Origin of the sequence: Hominenteromicrobium mulieris, from assembly GCF_046197855.1 — a bacterium.
GTDB lineage: Bacteria > Bacillota > Clostridia > Oscillospirales > Acutalibacteraceae > Hominenteromicrobium > Hominenteromicrobium mulieris.
On the sequence record NZ_CP173188.1, the window covers coordinates 506,904 to 525,181 of the forward strand.

19 protein-coding genes are annotated in these 18,278 nt (G+C 50.1%); 12 read left to right on the plus strand and 7 right to left on the minus strand.

Annotated elements, in window-relative coordinates:
• Positions 1-59 precede the first annotated feature (59 nt).
• The 11 genes from ACI0CA_RS02425 (at position 60) to xerC (ending at position 10,794) form a co-directional block, all read left to right on the plus strand.
• Positions 60-1,679 carry a site-specific DNA-methyltransferase gene (locus ACI0CA_RS02425; protein ID WP_395507188.1) on the plus strand — a complete coding sequence of 540 codons (1,620 nt, stop codon included), beginning with the start codon at positions 60-62 and terminating at the stop codon, positions 1,677-1,679.
• A gap of 2 nt (positions 1,680-1,681) precedes the next feature.
• Positions 1,682-3,877: a DEAD/DEAH box helicase gene (locus tag ACI0CA_RS02430; protein ID WP_308449362.1), complete on the plus strand. Its 2,196-nt coding sequence runs from the start codon at positions 1,682-1,684 to the stop codon at positions 3,875-3,877.
• Positions 3,878-3,888: 11 nt separating this feature from the next.
• Positions 3,889-4,818 (plus strand): hypothetical protein, encoded by a 930-nt coding sequence (locus ACI0CA_RS02435; RefSeq protein WP_308449361.1) that lies wholly within the window; start codon positions 3,889-3,891, stop codon positions 4,816-4,818.
• Positions 4,815-5,351, plus strand: coding sequence for a hypothetical protein (locus ACI0CA_RS02440; protein ID WP_308449360.1), 537 nt, complete (start codon positions 4,815-4,817; stop codon positions 5,349-5,351). Before ACI0CA_RS02435 ends, ACI0CA_RS02440 begins: the two co-directional genes overlap by 4 nt.
• Positions 5,352-6,265: 914 nt before the next feature.
• The gene (locus tag ACI0CA_RS02445; RefSeq protein WP_249318462.1) at positions 6,266-6,493 is read left to right on the plus strand and encodes a helix-turn-helix domain-containing protein; all 228 of its coding nucleotides are present in this window, start codon (positions 6,266-6,268) and stop codon (positions 6,491-6,493) included.
• Positions 6,486-6,845: a cysteine-rich VLP domain-containing protein gene (locus ACI0CA_RS02450; RefSeq protein WP_308449359.1), complete on the plus strand. Its 360-nt coding sequence runs from the start codon at positions 6,486-6,488 to the stop codon at positions 6,843-6,845. Before ACI0CA_RS02445 ends, ACI0CA_RS02450 begins: the two co-directional genes overlap by 8 nt.
• Positions 6,846-6,959: 114 nt before the next feature.
• Positions 6,960-7,178 (plus strand): hypothetical protein, encoded by a 219-nt coding sequence (locus ACI0CA_RS02455; protein ID WP_446806564.1) that lies wholly within the window; start codon positions 6,960-6,962, stop codon positions 7,176-7,178.
• Positions 7,179-7,272: 94 nt separating this feature from the next.
• Positions 7,273-8,079, plus strand: a complete 807-nt coding sequence (locus ACI0CA_RS02460; RefSeq protein WP_446806563.1) for an AAA family ATPase — start codon at positions 7,273-7,275, stop codon at positions 8,077-8,079.
• Positions 8,080-8,136: 57 nt separating this feature from the next.
• Positions 8,137-8,397, plus strand: a complete 261-nt coding sequence (locus ACI0CA_RS02465; RefSeq protein WP_308449357.1) for a plasmid mobilization protein — start codon at positions 8,137-8,139, stop codon at positions 8,395-8,397.
• 201 nt (positions 8,398-8,598) lie between these two features.
• The gene (locus tag ACI0CA_RS02470; protein WP_308449356.1) at positions 8,599-9,510 is read left to right on the plus strand and encodes a ParB/RepB/Spo0J family partition protein; all 912 of its coding nucleotides are present in this window, start codon (positions 8,599-8,601) and stop codon (positions 9,508-9,510) included.
• 117 nt (positions 9,511-9,627) lie between these two features.
• A complete protein-coding gene (gene xerC, locus ACI0CA_RS02475) occupies positions 9,628-10,794 on the plus strand; it encodes a site-specific integrase (RefSeq protein WP_308449355.1) in 1,167 nt (388 codons plus the stop codon).
• 8 nt (positions 10,795-10,802) lie between these two features.
• Here the strand turns inward: xerC and ACI0CA_RS02480 are convergent, their stop codons facing one another.
• The 6 genes from ACI0CA_RS02480 to ACI0CA_RS02505 all read right to left on the minus strand — a co-directional run bounded on the left by ACI0CA_RS02480 (position 10,803) and on the right by ACI0CA_RS02505 (position 17,010).
• Complete coding sequence (locus ACI0CA_RS02480; RefSeq protein WP_395507187.1) at positions 10,803-12,329, minus strand: recombinase family protein; 1,527 nt, start codon at positions 12,327-12,329, stop codon at positions 10,803-10,805.
• Positions 12,314-13,972, minus strand: a complete 1,659-nt coding sequence (locus ACI0CA_RS02485; RefSeq protein WP_308449353.1) for a recombinase family protein — start codon at positions 13,970-13,972, stop codon at positions 12,314-12,316. The genes ACI0CA_RS02480 and ACI0CA_RS02485 overlap by 16 nt, the downstream gene beginning before the upstream one ends.
• 2 nt (positions 13,973-13,974) lie before the next feature.
• A complete protein-coding gene (locus ACI0CA_RS02490) occupies positions 13,975-15,609 on the minus strand; it encodes a recombinase family protein (RefSeq protein ID WP_308449352.1) in 1,635 nt (544 codons plus the stop codon).
• Positions 15,610-15,731: 122 nt separating this feature from the next.
• Positions 15,732-15,953 (minus strand): DUF6870 family protein, encoded by a 222-nt coding sequence (locus tag ACI0CA_RS02495; protein WP_138374264.1) that lies wholly within the window; start codon positions 15,951-15,953, stop codon positions 15,732-15,734.
• A 41-nt stretch (positions 15,954-15,994) separates the two neighbouring features.
• A complete protein-coding gene (locus ACI0CA_RS02500; protein WP_308449351.1) occupies positions 15,995-16,234 on the minus strand; it encodes a hypothetical protein in 240 nt (79 codons plus the stop codon).
• 302 nt (positions 16,235-16,536) lie between these two features.
• Positions 16,537-17,010: a sigma-70 family RNA polymerase sigma factor gene (locus ACI0CA_RS02505; protein WP_138374207.1), complete on the minus strand. Its 474-nt coding sequence runs from the start codon at positions 17,008-17,010 to the stop codon at positions 16,537-16,539.
• A 453-nt stretch (positions 17,011-17,463) separates the two neighbouring features.
• Between ACI0CA_RS02505 and ACI0CA_RS02510 the strand changes: the two genes are divergently transcribed.
• Positions 17,464-17,781: a helix-turn-helix domain-containing protein gene (locus tag ACI0CA_RS02510; protein WP_021633225.1), complete on the plus strand. Its 318-nt coding sequence runs from the start codon at positions 17,464-17,466 to the stop codon at positions 17,779-17,781.
• Between the two features lie 117 nt (positions 17,782-17,898).
• On the opposite strand, the gene ACI0CA_RS02515 is transcribed toward ACI0CA_RS02510, so the two are convergent.
• Positions 17,899-18,267 (minus strand): metal-dependent transcriptional regulator, encoded by a 369-nt coding sequence (locus ACI0CA_RS02515; protein WP_138374208.1) that lies wholly within the window; start codon positions 18,265-18,267, stop codon positions 17,899-17,901.
• Positions 18,268-18,278 lie beyond the last annotated feature (11 nt).

An 18,278-nucleotide genomic window follows, 5' to 3' on the forward strand; every position in this document is an offset into this window, starting at 1 on the left:
GTGCCAAATTGGCACTTTGGGGCAGAAATTATGAATTAAACCATATTGGAGGATGCACGATGAGCACCAATATTTCGAAAAAGAAGCGGGACGATCTGCTGGACAAAATCAAGCAGATTCGTGCCTTTATCGCCGCAGCACCGCAGGATGAGAATACGGGCAACCTGCTCTCCTACCTGTCCGAACTCGAAAAAGATGTGAACGGGAAAAAGTACGGTCTCGTGTTCGAGGAGCATCGGGAGGAAATCGATGAGGTGTTGGATACCCATACGCCGGTGCTGACCGAGGATGCAGATCTGTTTATTGACCACGGCGGGCAGATGAATTTCCTGCTTGAAGGGGATAACCTTGCCGCACTGAAACTGTTGGAAAAGACGCATCGGGGAAATATAGATTTAATTTTTATTGATCCTCCGTATAACACAAGAAACGGAGATTTCGGATATGATGATTCTCGTGTTGATTTGACAGATACATTCCGTCACAGCAAATGGGTCTCATTCATGAGCGAGCGGTTATTGGTAGCACGGAGATTGCTAAAAAACGATGGCGTAATATTTATTGCCATAGATGATAATGAGCAAGCTGCATTAAAGCTACTGTGCGATCAATTGTTTGGGGAAGAAAACTTCCTTGCGAGTATTATATGGCAACATAGCATTCAGCCTAAAGGATATTCAGGGACGTTTTCGGTGCATCATAACTATATTTTGTGCTATCAGAAGACAGCTCAGTTTGTTTTGAACTCTTTGCCTCGCACAGATGAAGACAATAAGGCCTATGCAAATCCAGATAACGATCCTCGGGGAAGATGGAGGAGTGGTGATGTACGCAATGCATTATATCGACCTAACCTAATTTACGACATTATTTCTCCGTCCGGAAATGTGATTAAACCCTGTGCTAATGGATGGCGTTGGAGTAAAGAAACGGTAGAAGAAAAGATTAAAAGCGGTGAAATTATTTTTAGCAAAGATGAGACCCGTATTATTAGGAAGATATATTTGGATACATTAGAAGGACGAACGCCAGAAACAATTTGGTTTGGAAAAGATGTTGGAACAACCCGAAGCGCAATGAGTGAAATCAAAGAAATCTTTGGTTCGAGCGCATTTGGAACCCCTAAGCCTACAAGTTTAATTGAACGCACACTACGATTGATATCACGAACAGATGCTACCGTACTTGACTTCTTTGCAGGCTCTGGTACAACAGGTCACGCTGTTATGAAGCTCAACGCAGAGGATGGTGGAACCCGCCGCTTTATCCTCTGCACCAACAACGAAAACGGCATTTGTCGGGATGTGACCTACGAACGCATCCGCCGTGTCATTGATAAAGAAGACTATGCTGCCAGTCTGAAATATTATAAAGTTGGCTATGTACCTATTTCGGATCGTATGTACTATGAGTATGCCGATGAGCTGCTGCGGCACATCCGGGAGCTGGTGGAGCTGGAAAACGGCATCAATTTTACGGGCAACGAGGAAATTGCCATCGTGCTGACGGATGAGGAGTTAGAGATATTTTTGGATGATGAAGGTATCTGTAAGAGATGCCGAAAGCTCTATATGGGGCACGATGTATTGCTGGACGCTCAGCAAGCGCAAGCGCTGCAGGAATATAACATTGCAGTGAATGTTATTCCGGATTATTACTACAAAGAATTGGAGGGATAAATATGGGGATCACGCTTGCAAATTTTCAACTTAAAGCCATTGAGGCCCTTATGGAAGCTATGGGAGAGCCCAATAGGGATATTATCCTGAAGAGTTGTACTGGTAGCGGCAAAACCATTATCCTTACACACTTTATGGATGAGTATCTGAAGAGCACAAACAAAGCAGTGTTTGTTTGGCTTACCCCCGGAAAAGGTAATCTTGAATTACAGAGTAAAGCCAAAATGGATAAATACATTCACGGCAGCAACACAAAACTCTTATCCGATATAATGTCTTCTGGCTTTGAAGAAAATGATGCCTGTTTCATCAACTGGGAAAAGCTTACTAAGAAAGGGAACAATGCACTTAAGGATAGTGAGCGAACAAACTTTGTCGAACATATTCAGAATGCAATTGACAACGGTTTGACTTTTACCATAATTGTTGACGAGTCACATCAGAATGATACGATCAAAGCAGATGACATTCTTGCTCTGTTCAATGCGAATAAGATTATCCGTTGTTCCGCTACACCTAAAAACTACAAGAATGCTCTGCTGATAGAGATTCCAGAAGAAGATGTTATTGCTGAAGGCCTGATAAAAAAGCTCCTGATAATCAATGAAAATTTTGAACAGCATATTAGCGTTGAAGATCAGATATCCTACCTGCTGGATAAAGCCCTCGAGAAACAACGAGACTTACGAGCCGCATACGCCAAGAAAGATTCTGGCGTAAATCCATTGATTATCGTCCAATTACCGAATAAATCAGATGCACTGCTTGACCGTGTCGAAGAGTACTTCGAAAGCAAAGGCATTACTTACGAGAATAACCTTCTATCGGTATGGTTGTCTGATAAGAAACAGAACCTTGAGGATATTGAAGATAATGACGCTACTCCAATAGCTGTAATTATCAAACAGGCGGTTGCTACCGGTTGGGATTGCCCAAGAGCGCAGATTCTCGTGAAGCTCCGTGACAATATGAGCGAGGTATTTGAAATTCAGACGATTGGAAGGATTCGCCGGATGCCGGAAGCAAAGCATTATGGTGAAGATCTTTTAGATTGCTGTTATCTTTATACTCTGGATGAGAAATTTACGGAAAGCGTTAAATTGAGTTTGGGCACGGGAGCATTAGATGCTTATAAAGTGTTCTTGAAGCCGGAATATCGTTCCTTTACGCTTATCAGCCAATTTAAAACTGATATTCCATTTCCACGCGATGCTAAGTTTGCACTCAAAGTTATTTGGAAGTTCTTTGAGAAAAAATACCATACCGCTACGGACCTCGATAAAAACCAAAGTCAGTTAGAAGCTTATGGCTATTCTTTCGACGAAGATATTGTGGATTTTACCAAATCTGGTTCCGTCAGCGTACTGAGCAAAGACCAAATCACAGAATTAAATGACATCTCGATTCACGAGCCATTGAATACGCATAAACACGGCAAAGAGTATCATCACTGTGTCGCTGAGATTGGATACAAAGCCAATTTGGACTATAGCAGCACTAATACCATTATGCGTAAGCTGTTCCTAAAAGGAGTTCGGTGCGACGCAAAAATTCTTCGTCTGGAAACACGAAACCTATATGCATTTATTATCAACAACGAGCGAAGGCTTATAGAAGATGTCCGTGATGCTATGGCTGATGAGTCTTTGCAGCTAACGCTTGCAATTCCCCGGATAACAGAAAAACCAGTGGGGTTTCCTCTTGAAATGATTTTCACATATGACGGAACATCAAAGTCACAGATGGAATACACCAAGAATGTCTATACAGGGTATTTATCTTCTGCGGAAAAGAGATCTATGCCGGAGAAGCTGTTTGAGCGTTTTTGCGAAGGTAGTGGCAAAGTGAAGTGGTTCTATAAGAACGGAGATAAGGGCTCAGAGTATTTCTCGATTGTTTATACGGATAACTTTGGAAAACAAAAATCCTTTTACCCCGATTATGTGGTTGGCACAAATGGTGGCGATATCTGGATTATAGAAACAAAAGGTGGTTTTACAAAGTCAGGAAGCAGTGAAGATATTGATCGCTTCACTGCAAAGAAATTCGGCGTTTTGAGAAAATACCTTGATGGATACAACCTACAGGGTGGCATTGTCAGACAGGATAAACAAAGTGGAGAACTATGCATTTGCGTAGACAAGTACTCAGACAATATCCACGATGAAAACTGGCAACTGCTTTCGGAAGTGCTTTAAGGAGGCGGAATATGAGAGAGCAAGAACTGTGGAAAAAAGTGCCTATCTATTTCTACTACCTTTCTATCTCTAAGCATAAAGATGCAAAAGATGATTCGGCTTACAGTACGGATCAGATTATCATCGCTTTTTCCCAATTGCTGGAATATATAATGACAAAAGGACTTTCTGAACGCAAGAAAGACATTACATCGTCAGAAAAGGTCGTGTGGTTAGATTCTTACGAGGATTTGAAAAACGGAAATTATGATGTGATTTTCAAGTCGGCAAAATACAACCACGTTCGGAATGAAATCGACACTGAAACTATGCAGGAGCGAGGACGACGAAAGAGACCTCAGGATGGAGACGAAGAAAAGACACATCTATGCATTCGCCTTGCAAAAGGCGAAAACAGGTTTCTTGCAGTTCACGAAAGCAATCACTATGGCATAACTCTAAAGTGTATTATCGACTACTTGAATGAACAATTCAAGAAGTTCAATGAAGACGGAAATGACCCGTACCACTACACCATTGAAAGTCAGATTATGCCGGGAGAAGATTTCCTGTCTTCAATCAAAAGAGCCAAAACAATGTCAGTCCTCAAGTTGACAGTATACAAAGACGATATTAAGGATGGCTTTATGCGGTTTGCGGGAAGAACTGACATCGCTGACGAAGTCGATATTTGCTTGAAGCGTCCTAAAGGATATAAATGCTTTCCTGAAAACTTAATTAAGGAATATTTTAAGGATTCGCAAGACAAAGCTAAGGGCAAGATTAAGCGTATTAAGATTATAGGGACAAATGACGCCGGAAGTTTTGAAGTGGATACTAATATCACGGGAATGAAGCATTTCTTAAAGGTGAAGGGTGAAAGCGTCACAAACGAAGTGGAGAGCTCAGATTTTTTTGTGAAGGCTCAGGAGTTCATTGCCTCAATGGGTGGTAGAATATGAAGACAATATTACTTGTTCCACTTAGGGACTATTATCAATCCAGAAAACGAATATGGGTAAAATATTTGATTCCGGTAGTTTTGGGGCTTTTGGCATTGGCAGGTGCACTCATATTTAACATCGGCAACGAGGAAACCATCCGGTCAACTTTTTCCGAATTTGTGAATGTCCAAATTAATGTCGTTGCCATCCTTGTTTCATTTTCTGTTGCAATTATTTCTATACTGGTTACAGCAGACAATGCAAACACCAAAAGTCTAAAGGAGGAAATGGCTGACTCTACTCAATATAAGCCTGTTGGCGGAAAACAGCTGTCTCTATTCCAAATTTTGCTTTCCAACATTGCATACAATGTCATTGTTGAAATTATTTACTTAGTTATTCTCATAGGAATTGCTCTCATACGGCCAATTATTCCTTTACAGGCATTGAAATATGTTGCTGCAGTATGCATCTTTGCCATTATGCATATTCTTGGGGTGTTGCTTGAATCGGTTGCTCAGATGTATCTAACTTTTTGGAGAAACAGATAGCCACGGCTTCACGCAACGCACATCATTATCAGCAATAAGATAGAATGGACATTGCGAACAGAAATAGCGAATCAGTATAACTGCTGAAAACCGAATAGTATATTTAGAGGCGTAGCCTTCGGAGAAATCCGGAGGCTGCGCCTCTTTTTGCGTTCAGATAAAAAATATTTGAGAAATTTCTCGAAAACACCCCCACAAACGGCGCCCCTTATTCAGAGTAAGTGAAGGGAGAAATATTTTTGTGGGGAATTTTGAAAAGTACCCTGCCAAATGGCACCCCTTATTCAGAGTAAGTAGAGGGACCTTTTGAAAAGTTGAGAGAATTTTTCAAATTACTTTGCCAAAATCTCAAAAAATTTCCCAGTTGGTTAGTAGGAGGGGCACTTAAAAAAATTTTTCTAAAACCCATTTGTTATTTGCCCGAAAAGTTCCCAGTTGATTAGTGGGAGGGGCGCTTAAAAATTTTCTTCAAAATTCTTTTTATTTTTGCCGGAAAAATTCCCAATTAAGTAGTAGAGGGGTTCGCAGAAAAATTCTCAAAAGTTTTTTCGTTCAAATCCGAAAAAATTTCCCAGTTGGTTAGTAGATAGGCTTTCAAAGGAAATTTTCAAAATTCCTTCGTACAAATCGAAAAATTTTTCCCAGTTGATTAGTGAGGGGGTTAAAAAACAGGCCTTCTCGCTGGCTACCTATTGAGGGGACTGTCTCCCTGTGTACCTTGAAAATTGAATCGCCGCCTCCAAAGGATATGCTTCCGGCAAGTGACGCCACGACTTCCCGAAAAAGGAACGAGCGCATTAAAGAAGCGATACGCCGTGGTGAGACTCCGGGGCAGGAACGATGCGGATGAGCGGCAGCAAGTAAAAATCACCGCAGAAATGCGGTTTCAGAACAGACAAAGGAGGTTCAAGCCTATGAAGAAAGGAGAGCTCAGAGAGCTTTATCAGATGATGTTTCCGGAATACCCGGACATCGTGACCGTCAAAGAGCTTCGGGAGATGCTGGGCATCAGCCGCAAGCTGGCCTACAAGCTGATCGACTATGGGTACATCCACGCCGTGAAGATCGGCACGACGCTGAAGATCCCGAAAATCAGCGTCATCAACTATGTAATGGAGAAAGAGGTGAAGAAGGTTGGATGAGATCAAACGCCTGACACCCGCCCAAAGGGCACGCTGCAACCGGCTGATCCGGCGGCTGTGCGCCAACTACGACGGTGGCAACTGCCTGCCTCTGGACGACGGCGAGGGCTGCGTGTGCGTGCAGATGATTTCCTATTCGCTGCTGTGCAAGTACTTCCGGTGGGCAGTTCTGCCCGCCGACAAGGTACTCTGCGCCGATATTTACCGGCAGCGTACACGGACCTGCGAACGGTGTGGAAAGCCCTTTGCACCCAGTAGCAACCGGCAGAAATACTGCCCGGGATGCGGCTACTCCATCCGACGCAATCAGAAGGCGGACTCTGCCAGGCGGCGGCGCAGCGTCGAACATTAAGCGCCGAGAAGGCCTTGAATTCCAAGGCTTTTGGGACAGCAGAGCGGGGGTGGGTGGCCGTTTCCATTCGCCCCCGCCAAAATCTACTTTTAACATTCTACAAAGGAGAATTCTATGGACAACAAACTGAAAACTGTGGACGCAGAGACCCTGCTGTCCACGCCGATGAGCAAAACGATGTTCATCGTGGACGGACTCATTTCGCAGGGCGTCAATGTCATCAGCGGTGCCAGCAAGATCGGCAAAAGCTGGCTGATGCTGTGGCCGGGGTGTTCGGGGTCCCCAAAAAGTCGCAAGACTTTTTGGGGAGAGGAGGAACAGCGGAGCGAGTGAGTTTTGCCGCCTGCGGCGAAACAAAGGATACGGAGCTTGTGACGACGAGGCGCAGGGAAATTCTATTTGGGGGCTGCCTACACTGCAATGCGATGTGCTCTATCTGAGCCTTGAGGACACCCAGCGCCGCATCAAAGACCGGCTCTATAACCTCACCGACAGTGCCCCGGACAACCTGTATTTTGCCGTGACCTCCGGGCTGATCGGCGGCGGGCTGGAGGAGCAGATCACGGATTTCCTGACCGAGCATTCCGCTACCAAGCTGGTCATCATCGACACGCTGCAAAAGGTGCGGGACTCCAAGGGCAGCGCCGGAAAAGCGGGAATGTACGGCAACGACTACGATGACATTTCCTCCATCAAGCGCATTGCCGACGGCTTCAACATCGCCATTTTGCTGGTGCATCACCTGCGAAAGCTGCAAGACAGCGACGATCCCTTTAACGATGTCAGCGGCTCTACCGGCATCATCGGCGCTGCGGACACCAACTTCATCCTGCGCCGTAAGCGCAGCGGAAACGCCGCTACGCTGCTGGTCAGTGGGCGGGATGTGGAATATCAGGAACTGACCTTGCAGTTTAACGACTTGGTCTGGGAGCTGGTGGAGCGCAAGAACAGCGAGGACATTCATAAGGCGGAGCTGCCGAAATTTCTGTTTCGGGTGGTGGACTTTATGGAGCACCGCACCGAATGGGTAGGCACGGCCACGGAGCTGCTGACCGAAATGAAGGAGCAGGAGGTCACGCCCAATATGGCCACGAAGTATCTCGGCCAGTTTGCCTATGAGGTGCTGGAGCCGCTGGGCATCGAGTATCGCACCAAGCGAACGGGAAAAAGCCGACTCATCAAATTTCTGCGCCGTGACGGTGATGACGCAAATGACGCCGGGATCGCTATATAAGGAAATCCCCGTCACAACCGTCATTGCCGTCACAAACCGAAGAAAGGGGGTGAACAAATGCGCAGCAAAAACTACGGGATCAATGTCCGTGTGACCGAGCAGGAGAAGCAGAAGCTGCTGGAAAATGCCCGGTTCTGTTCTCTGCCGCTGTCGGAATACTTGCGGCGGCTGGGGCTTGGAAAAGAGGTCAAAGCGGCCATCACGGAGCGGGATTACCGCCTGTTTCGGATGCTGAACGGCCTGAAAGCGGAACTCCCACAGCTTCAGAAAGAGGAAATTATAAGCAGACTGGAAGCAGTTTTGAATGAATTAAAGTAAGCGAGAATTACGCCTGCGCAGTCTAAGCGAGCAGACTGTTTTTACTCCTGTCGGAGCCAAACAGTGCCCCTGCCGCCGATGCCTGCGTCATCTGAGCGAGCAGTGCGTTTTTACTCCCGGCAGGGCCGGAGCGCAAAAACACTCGTTAGGGCGTGCCCTAAAACCCCTGAAAGAAAAAACTATGAAAGTGAGGACAACACAATGAGAAAATTGGATTTTACTTTACCCACGCTGGACGACCTGTTCTCCACGCAGGCGGAGCGGGACGATGCCAAGCTGGAGCGGGTGCGGAACATTCCGCTGGCCGAGCTGCACCCGTTCAAGGGTCACCCCTTCAAGGTGCAGAACAACGAGGAGATGCAGCAAATGATCGAGAGCATCCGCAAGGTGGGAGCCATCACCCCGGCGCTGGCAAGGCCGCTGCCGGACGGCGGTTACGAGCTGATCTCCGGCCACCGGCGACTGGCGGCGTGTCAGGTGTTGGGCGTCGAGACGATGCCCGTCATCGTCCGGGAGCTGTCTGACGATGAAGCGGTGATCGCAATGGTGGACGCCAATTTGCAGCGGGAGACCATCCTGCCCAGCGAAAAGGCGTTCGCCTACAAGATGAAGCTGGATGCCATCAAGCATCAAGGTGTCACTTCTGCCCAAGTTGGGCAGAAGCTGCTCAGTGTAGAAAAAGTAGCTGACGATGCCGGCGAAAGCCGTAATCAAATTAAAAGATATATTCGCCTGACCTACCTGATTCCCGAACTGCTTTCGATGGTGGACGACGGCAAGATCGCCTTCAACCCGGCGGTGGAGCTTTCCTACTTAGACTCGTATCAGCAGCGGGCGGTGCTGGACGCGATGGCGCTGAACGACTGCACCCCGTCCCACGCCCAGAGCATCCGCCTGAAAAAGCTGGCGCAGGAGGGCTTGCTGGATGACCAGATAGTCTACGCCGTGCTGGCGGAGACGAAGCCCAACCAGCAGGAGCAGCTGAAATTCAAACGGGAGGAGCTGCGGAAATACTTCCCCTCCGGCTACACCGAGGAGCAGATGCGCCGGGACATCATCAAGGGGCTGGAATTACTGAAGCGGCAGAGAGAACGGAACCGGGATGCCCGCTGATTCGTATTGATGCGGCTGTAATCAAACAAATCGCAGAATAGAGAGAACCCCAAACCGATGGTATACTGATGCTGTCGGTTTGGAGTTCTGTTCTGCAAATACAAAGGACAGGAGGAGATGAAATTGGTAGCAGGACATCTGACATTGAAAAACGGCAGGTATTACGCCGTGCTGAACTATAGAAACGCCGGAGGGCAGCGGAAAACGAAATGGATCGCACTGGGGCTTCCCGAAAAGGGCAACAAGCGCAAAGCCGAAGCCGAGCTTGCAAAGCTCCGGGCGGAGTTTGAGCCGCCCAAAGAGGTGGGCGACCTGAGCAGCGATATGCTGTTTGCCGATTATCTGCTGGAATGGCTGGAAATTGCCAAAGGGCGGCTGGCTGTGGCAACATACAGTTCTTACGCCGCAATGATCAAGATGCCAGTCGGACCGTACTTCCGCCAGAGGAATCTGACCTTGCGGGAGCTGGAAGCCAGACACTTGCAGATGTTTTATTCCGAAATGCTCAGAAAGGTAAAACCGAATACGGTCATCCACTATCACGCGATTATCCACTCGGCGCTGAAATATGCGGTCAAGACCGATATGCTGATCCAGAATGTGGCGGACAAAGTGGACCGGCCCAGAAAAAACAGCTTTCAGCCGGTTTTCCTTTCGGCAGAGGAAATGCAGAAGATGTTTGAAGCTCTCCGGGGCACCAAGCTGGAGCTGCCGGTGCTGGTGGCCGCTTTTTATGGATTCCGTCGGGGTGAAGTGTTGGGATTGAAGTGGGACGCCATCGACTTTGAGCGTGGAACGATTTCAGTCATACGAACCGTTACGACCATTACTCTTGATGGCAAGCAGGCGGAAATTGAACAGCAGTCCGCCAAGACCAAGTCCAGTCTGCGCACCCTGCCGCTCATCGGCAGCTTCCGGGAATACTTTATGCAGGTGAAAGAGGCGCAGGAACTGAACAAGCAGGTCTGCGGCAACTGCTACAACTATGAATACGATGGCTTTGTATTCGTGGATGAGTTGGGCGAGCGGATGCGGGTGGAATACCTGACCAACGCATTTCCGAAATTTCTGGAGAGTCACGGTTTGCGCCGGATGCGCTTTCACGATCTGCGTCACCCGTATGTCAAGCACACGACAAAAATTTTTAGCTTGCGCTTGATGGATTTTCAAGCGCAGGCTTATCCTGATGCTCGGCGAAAAACTCGCGGAGCTTGTCAGCTTCATCGGGGAGGACAAAGCCAAAGCCCTGTCCGTCCACTCTGCAATAGAAAGCGATTTTCATGACTGCCACCTCAATCAAAAATGTCCTGGATTTTGTATGCGATCTCGATGCGCTTATCGGGATATACCAGCACCCGGTCGATCAGCAGCTCGGCCAGCTCGGTGGTCAGCGTGTCCGCATCGAAAATCACCTTGGACGCTTCCTTGCGGCTGTCCTGCCGTGCCTGTTCGTCCTGCTTCTGTTTCGCCTGTGCCAATACTGCGGCATAGGCATTTTTCGTTTTCAAAAGCAGCTCGTCACACGCGGCCTTTTCCGCCTTGTAGGTGTTCAGGTCGATCTCGCCCATGAGATAGCGTTCGTAAAGTGTGCGCTTGCCGTCTTGCAGCGTTTCAATCTGCTGCTCATATTCGGCGCGTTCCGGTACGGAAGCATCTACCCGGAGCGTACCGTCAGGGGCAAGCGGTGCGGCGGCCTCCAACTGCTTTTTCAGCGTCAGGAATACCGCCTGTTCCAGCTCTGCGGCGTTCAGGTGCATCTTGTGGCAGCGGCTTTCAACGTCCGCCTCAGAATGGCGGCAGTAATAGTACGAGGTTTTCTGCATGGTGCGGGATAGCGCATGACCGCAGCAGCCGCAGAAGGCTTTGCCTTTCAGCGGGTAGTCCCGCTTCTTTTTGTTGGGCTGGGAAAAGCGGAGCTGGCTGGCCTGCACGGTATCAAACACAGCTTTCTCGACGATGGCCGGGTGATGGTCGGGGATGATGTACCACGATTCTCTGTCCTTCAGGCGGCTTCTGGTGCCGCCTACTTCGAGAACCGCCCGCTTGCCGATCATATACACGCCGGTGTAGCGTTCGTCCTCCAAAATGCGGAGAATGGTGGATGCACTCCAAATCCCGTGGCAGCGGGAAATATCGTGGGTATGATTGCCGTGCGCCGCTTTGTACTGGCCGGGGGTAGGGATGCTTCTGCGGAACAGCTCCCGTGTGATGGCGGTGGCGTTGATGCCCTCGGCGGCAAGCTGGAAGATGAGCTGCACAACGGCAGCAGCCTCCGGGTCAGGCTCCATTCTGCCATCGGCGCTTTTGCGGTAGCCGTAGGGACAGATTTTGCTCTGATACTCGCCGCGCTGCATCTTGGCGTACTTGGCGCTCTTGGTTTTAATGGACATATCGCGGCTGTAATATTCGCTGATGAGATACTTGAACGCCACGTCCATGCCGCCGGTGTCACCCTTGAATTTGCTGCTGTCAAAATCGTCGCTGATGGAAATGAAGCGGGTATGGAACAGTGGGAACACACGCTCGATGAAATAGCCGGTTTCAATGCTGTTTCGTCCGAAGCGGGAAAAATCCTTGACGATGATGCAGTCGATCTGATTGGCCCGTACCAGCTCAATGAGCTTCTGTACCTGCGGACGCTCAAAATTCGTGCCGCTATATCCGTTGTCGATGAACTCCGTGATCTCCGCGTTCAGGGCTTCGGGCATGGAAGCCGCGTATTCGTGGAGGACAAGGCTCTGATTTTCAATGCTCAGGCTGTCGTACTTGTAATCCTCGATGGAGAGGCGGATGTAGAGGGCGATTACATATTTCTGCATTGTTCCAGCACCTCCGCATAGGTTTCAAACTCGCTCTGGAAGCGATAGCGCACCGTAATCTGCTTGTCGTGGGATACCTCAATGCGGTCGATCAGTCGCTCGATAAGTGCGCCGGTCAGCGCACGGTCGGTCTTGATTTGTGCGGCGTCCTGTTCCAGCGCCCGGTGCTGCTCTGTTTGAGCATCCATCGTTCGCAGGCCATCCTCCAACTGTTCCATTTCCACGGCGAGGTCGGCAATGCGGCTTTCGTACTTCTCCTTGTAGTCGAAGTATTCATCCTTGGTAAGAACGCCTTGCACAAGGTTTTCATATAAGCTCCGCACGATACCGCGAAGCCGCTGGACTTCCTGCCTGCGGCTGGTGATCTTCTCCCGCAGCTCGGCGCGGTCAGCGGCCTGCCGGGGCAGCTCCGCAAGGGAGAGGGTATATTGCCCCAGCGCCGTATCAAGCGCGTCCTGAAGCATATCTGCCAACATATCCAGCAACGCATCCTCGCGGATGGTCACGCCGGGGCAGGCATCCTTGCTGATTCGGCTCCTGCTCAGACAATGGTAGAAGTACACATCGTCGGACTTCTTGCGGATATTCCGCTGCCGGTGCAGGCTGCCGCCGCAATGGGCGCAAAACACCTTGCCTTTGAGTAAATTCGGCGTGTAGGCTTTGACCTCCCGTGTCTTGGCGCGGCTGGCCGTCTGATTGAGAATTTCCTGCACCGCCGCGAACTGTTCCCGGCTGATGATGGCCTCGTGGGTGTCCCGTACCACCGTCCATTCCTCGGCATCGGCCTTGACCTGCCGGTGATCCACGGTTTTGGTCTGCCCCTGAACGAGATCTCCGGTGTAGACCTCGGAGCGGAGAATAACGCCGACTGTTCGGGTTTGCCACTTGCCGCTGCCGAGCAAATTTTCGTGGGTGATCTTGCCCTGCATCTTCTTATAGTGGCTGGGAGTGAGAACGCCCGCTTCATTCAGCCGCACGGCGATGGTATTGAGGCCAGCACCCTCGGAAGCCCAGCGGAACATCCGCTGCACCACAACGGCGGCAACGGGGTCGATGATAAGCTGGTGGCAATCGTCCTCGGCTTTCAGATAGCCGTAGGGAGTACGCGCACCGATGAATTTGCCGTCTTTCATGGCCTGCCGCTGCTGCGCCCTGATCTTGCGCCCAATGTCGAAAGCGTAGGCTTCGTTTATCATGTTCCGCAGCGGGATAATGATACCGGAATGGGCGTCCTCCGGGTTGGCGGTGTCGAAGTTTTCGTTGACCGCAATAAAGCGGATGCTGCGGATGCGGAAATACTGCTCGATGTAATAGCCGGTGTCGATGGTGTTCCGTCCCAAACGGGAAAGGTCTTTGACAATCACGCAGTTTACATGACCGGCCTCAATATCCGAGAGCATCTGCTGAAAGCCCGGACGGTGGAAGTTTGTCCCCGTCGCGCCGTTGTCGATGTAGGTATCGTACACGCTGATCTCCGGGTACTGCTCCAGATAGCGGGCAATAATCATCTGCTGGGTTTCAATGGATACGCTGTGCGTGTGGGTATCCTCCACCGAAAGGCGGACGTAGATCGCGGCGCGGCAAGCGGCGTCGGCCTCCTGAACGGTCACCGCAGCCGTTTCTTTTCTGCTTTTTCTTGCCATGCTCAGCCCACCTTTCTCTGTTCGTAATCTTTCTGCTGCGCTGCCAGTGCCAAAAGCTGCAACGCCTTTTTGTATTCGTCCTCATGGGTAAAGGTAATATCCAGCTCCTTTTTGCCACGGACGCGGATGCTCTGTACCATGTGAATGAGCGCCCTGCGGTCTAAGGTTTCCAGCGTGGAGAACTGCGTAAACTGTGAAATCCAGCGGTTGCGCTCACTCCGGTTTTCCAAAACCTCCGTGAGTTTTTCCTTGAGAACGCGGATGCTCTCGCGGATGTCCTCGGCCTGCTTGGTGTACTTTGCCTTATAGGAAGCGTATTCTTCCTTGGTAAGCATACCTCCCACAAGGCTCTCATAAAGCCGTGCCTTGAACTCCAGCACCTGCTCCAACCGGCGCTCGTTGTCGGTAATGTGGTCGCTGTATTCCTTGGCAAGCGCCTGATTGATGCTGGACTGGTCAATGCCGGTCAGCAGCGCCTCCAGAGAAGCAATATTGCCGATATAGGCTTTCAGGCTGTCCCGCACACAGTCGATCAGGCTGCTTTCTTTCAGCATGACCGGATGGGCGCAGCCCTTTTTCTTGCCGGTAGGACAATAATAGTAGTGGTACTCCTTGCCGTTCGCACGGTTGGTCTTGCGGGTCATGCGGCTTCCGCAGCACCCGCAGATCAGAATACCGGAGAACAGGTACACCGTGTCCTCGTTGGGAGAAGTGCGGGTATCCAGCCCCTTGATGCGCTGCACCAGATCAAAATCCTGACGGGCAATCAGCGCTTTATGGGCATCCGGGACGCGCACCCACTCGGAGGCGGGGCGCTGCTCCATCTGCTTGATCTTGTAATGCGGCGTACCCTGTTTGCCCTGCACCAGCGTTCCGGTATAGGTTTCGTCCTGCAAGATGCGGATGATGGTGGTTGCTGACCACTTGCAGTCGGCTTTGTCCGCGTAGCCCTTTTTCGCGTAGGGCAGACCGTTGTTCTTCTTGTACGCCAGCGGGGAGAGAATACCCAGCCGGTTCAGCTCAGATGCGATCTTGGAGGCGCTTGCGCCCTCCAGCCGCATACGGAAAATGTCGCAGACAACGCGGGCAGCGTAGGGGTCAGGGACGAGCAAATTCTTGTTGTCCTCGGCTTTCATGTAGCCGTACACCGGGAACGCGCCGACGAAATCGCCATTGCGCCGCTTCACGTCCAGAGAAGAACGGGTCTTGATGGAAATGTCCCGGCAGTAGGCTTCATTCATAATGTTCTTGACCGATACGGTCAGATCATCGCCGCTGTCGTGGGCGGTGTCGATGCTGTCGGTGATAGCGATGAAACGCACCCCGTAGGCCGGGAATACCCGGCGCAGATACCGGCCTGTTTCGATGTACTCGCGCCCTAAGCGGGAGAGGTCTTTTACAATGACGCAGTTGATGTTGCCATCGGTGACATCCTGCATCATTTCCTTGAACGCGGGGCGGTCAAAGATGATGCCGCTGTATCCATCGTCGATCTTTTCGGAAACGACCTCAATATCCGGGTTACGCTCTACAAAGTTTTCAATGAGCTTGCGCTGATTGGAAACGCTGTCGCTTTCGCTGGAATGATCGTCGGTGTAGGACAGGCGGATGTAAGCGGTAGCTTTGTATTTAGGCATGAAAAAGCACTCCTTTCTCCCGGACTGCTCCCGCATGAAAAGAGTGGTTATCTGGCTATTAGGTTTTCATCCTTTTCCACACCGATCATAGCACTCTCTGCGGAAAAAAGCGAGGATGTCGCTCAGCGCAAAATGCCTTGCAGACATTCCTCCAACGTAACGCCGTTCCCGGCAAAGCAGGCGTTTACCACAAAATCGCCGCAGCGGAAGCGGTAAGGATTTTTGATCTGGCGGATAAAGGCGACAATGCGTTCTTCCTTGGGAAGATTTTTGTCTACGGATACTTCCCGGATGTCCACCAGTTCATCCGTGTGGATTTGGGTTTCGTTTGGCGTCGGCTGCATCATGGCGATCTCCTTTCTCGGTTTGGTGGGTTTCCTCAAGGTCACATGAATGCGCTGACGGAAAGGCCGTCAGCGCATGGTATCTGACTTTGAGAGGCGGCTGCGCGGGTAGAATTGGAGCCACATAACATAACGGCGAATACCGGCGCAGCCGCTCTGCTTGTCCATTTGAGAAGATCCATCCTATTTGCCACGCGCCCCGGATAGTGGGCATGATGCAGGCCGCCCTTGGCAGGGCTGTCATAACTCCACGATACCGCTGCCTCAAAGAGCTGGCGCATACCGCAGGGTTCCCCCTCAAGTCTGTGGGAGGGCGTGAGCAAGTTTCATTATCCGCCGCGCTGTCATCGCGCCCGATTTGCCGAATCGGGTCTAAGGCTGCGTAGATCGCTCGGATGGCTTTTCCGGAATCACCTCCTTGAAGCCATCGTCGTGGCGGCGCACCTTATGCCGCTATCACGCGGGTTTTGTGCCTGCATCATGGTCTATTCAGTTTTCAACGTTCAACGAAAGGCTTCGTGGAGAATGTCCCTTCACCTATCGCCGATTTTGGGCCACTTTTGCAAGGTGTTTTTGAAAAACCTCAGAAATATTTTTTGATTTTTCTGATTGCTGCTGTAATGTTGAGAGAAATAGCCTGATGCGACACGCCTTCGACTTTTCCAATCTCGTCAATCGTCATTCCATCCACGAAATACATCCACATCCTGCGGAACTGAGTGTCCGTCAGGTGCTTCCTGATTTGCGTAACCTTTTGGGTGCTACGGCGGATTTCCGCCACCCGGTCATGCGCCTGCTCCATGCAGATATCCGCAGCGGGAATAGATGCTGCTTCCTCGGAAAGCTCGTCCAGTGCAAGGGTATGATTAGCGTAGACATGATCCTCTTTCTCGGAAGCATGATAGTCTGCATCCGACAGGGACTTCCATTTCAGAAATTCTTCCTCGCTGGCAAAGTCCTCGCGGGTCAGGCGGATGATGGCTTCGTTGGCATCCATGTAAACGATAGCGTTGGGGTCTTTCTTGTTCAGCGCATAGCTGCTCTTTCTGTTAAACATAATATGTCCTCCGTTTCGGTGTTGGGTGGGTGGTGAACCAGACCAACACCGGCGGAGAACGACAGCCGACAGGAAAACGTAAAAAGGCGCTCGAACAGGCATGATGACCTGAACGAGCGCCTTGCGTGCGAGTGAAAACATGAGTAACGAATACTGTACCGGGAGGGGCTAAATCACGGATGAACCAAACCGCATAAAAAGAGAGCTGCAACTCGCTTTCGTGAGTGCAGCTCGTCTGGGGGATAGCCGCGTGCTTTTTGAAGTGGACGGCTAATCGGTGCTTATGCTTTTTTACATGACCGCGAGCGGCCTTAGCAGTATCTCCTGTTCATCCGTGACATCATAAAATTACCTCCAACTCGCTAAATATGATTTGTGGCTCATTCAATGTGAGCTTCATGTGTATTTAAGTGAATTGAGGCTCACTCTACAATGTAGTAGAGGTGATTTACAATGAACTTTCTTGACCTGTTCGCCCAAAAGCTTCGCGAAAAGCGGGAGCAGAAAAAGATCACGCAGCGCGAATTAGCGGAACGGCTTAATATGTGTACCCGAACTGTCATTGAGATTGAAAAGTGCAAGAGCAATCCGAAATTTGAAACGGTTGCGCTGATTTCAGAAGAAATGGACATCAGTCTGGATGGAATCGTGTTCCACGATAGAGCGCCGCAGACCGTTGCCAAGTGCGTTCTTGATTACTTTGCAGGAAAGGGTGAAGAAGAGTCGCAACGGTACATAGACCTGTGCATGAGCGCAGATAAGCTGAAGTGATGTACAGGGGAAAACAAAAGGGCCGATGATTGTCTTTCATGTAGAGCAGCCAGTGGGCTTATATTTTCCCCACTGGCTGCTCTTGTCCGCACAGTTGGAACGACGGGCATTAGTATCCTATTTTTCCTGTTTGTGTGCATCCCGGATCTTTTCAAAGGTGTCCTGACTGATGGCGTGTTCAATCCGGCAAGCATCTCGCTCTGCAATTTCAGGGTCAACGCCAGCTGCGATAAATTGCTCTGTAAAGAACTGATGCCGCTCATAAATTTTTTCGGCAACATTCCGGCCTGTTTCGGTCAAATGCAAAACGTAATCACTATCTACCGTTAAAAAGCCCCCTTCACGCAAAGCCGACACCGCATAGCTTACACTGGCTTTTGAAACTCCAACACGCCGTGCAACATCAATAGAGCGGACAGCACCGTGATTCTTTTGAAGAACCAGCACAGCCTCCAGATAATCCTCTCCGGACGCATGAATCATCACTATTGTCTCCT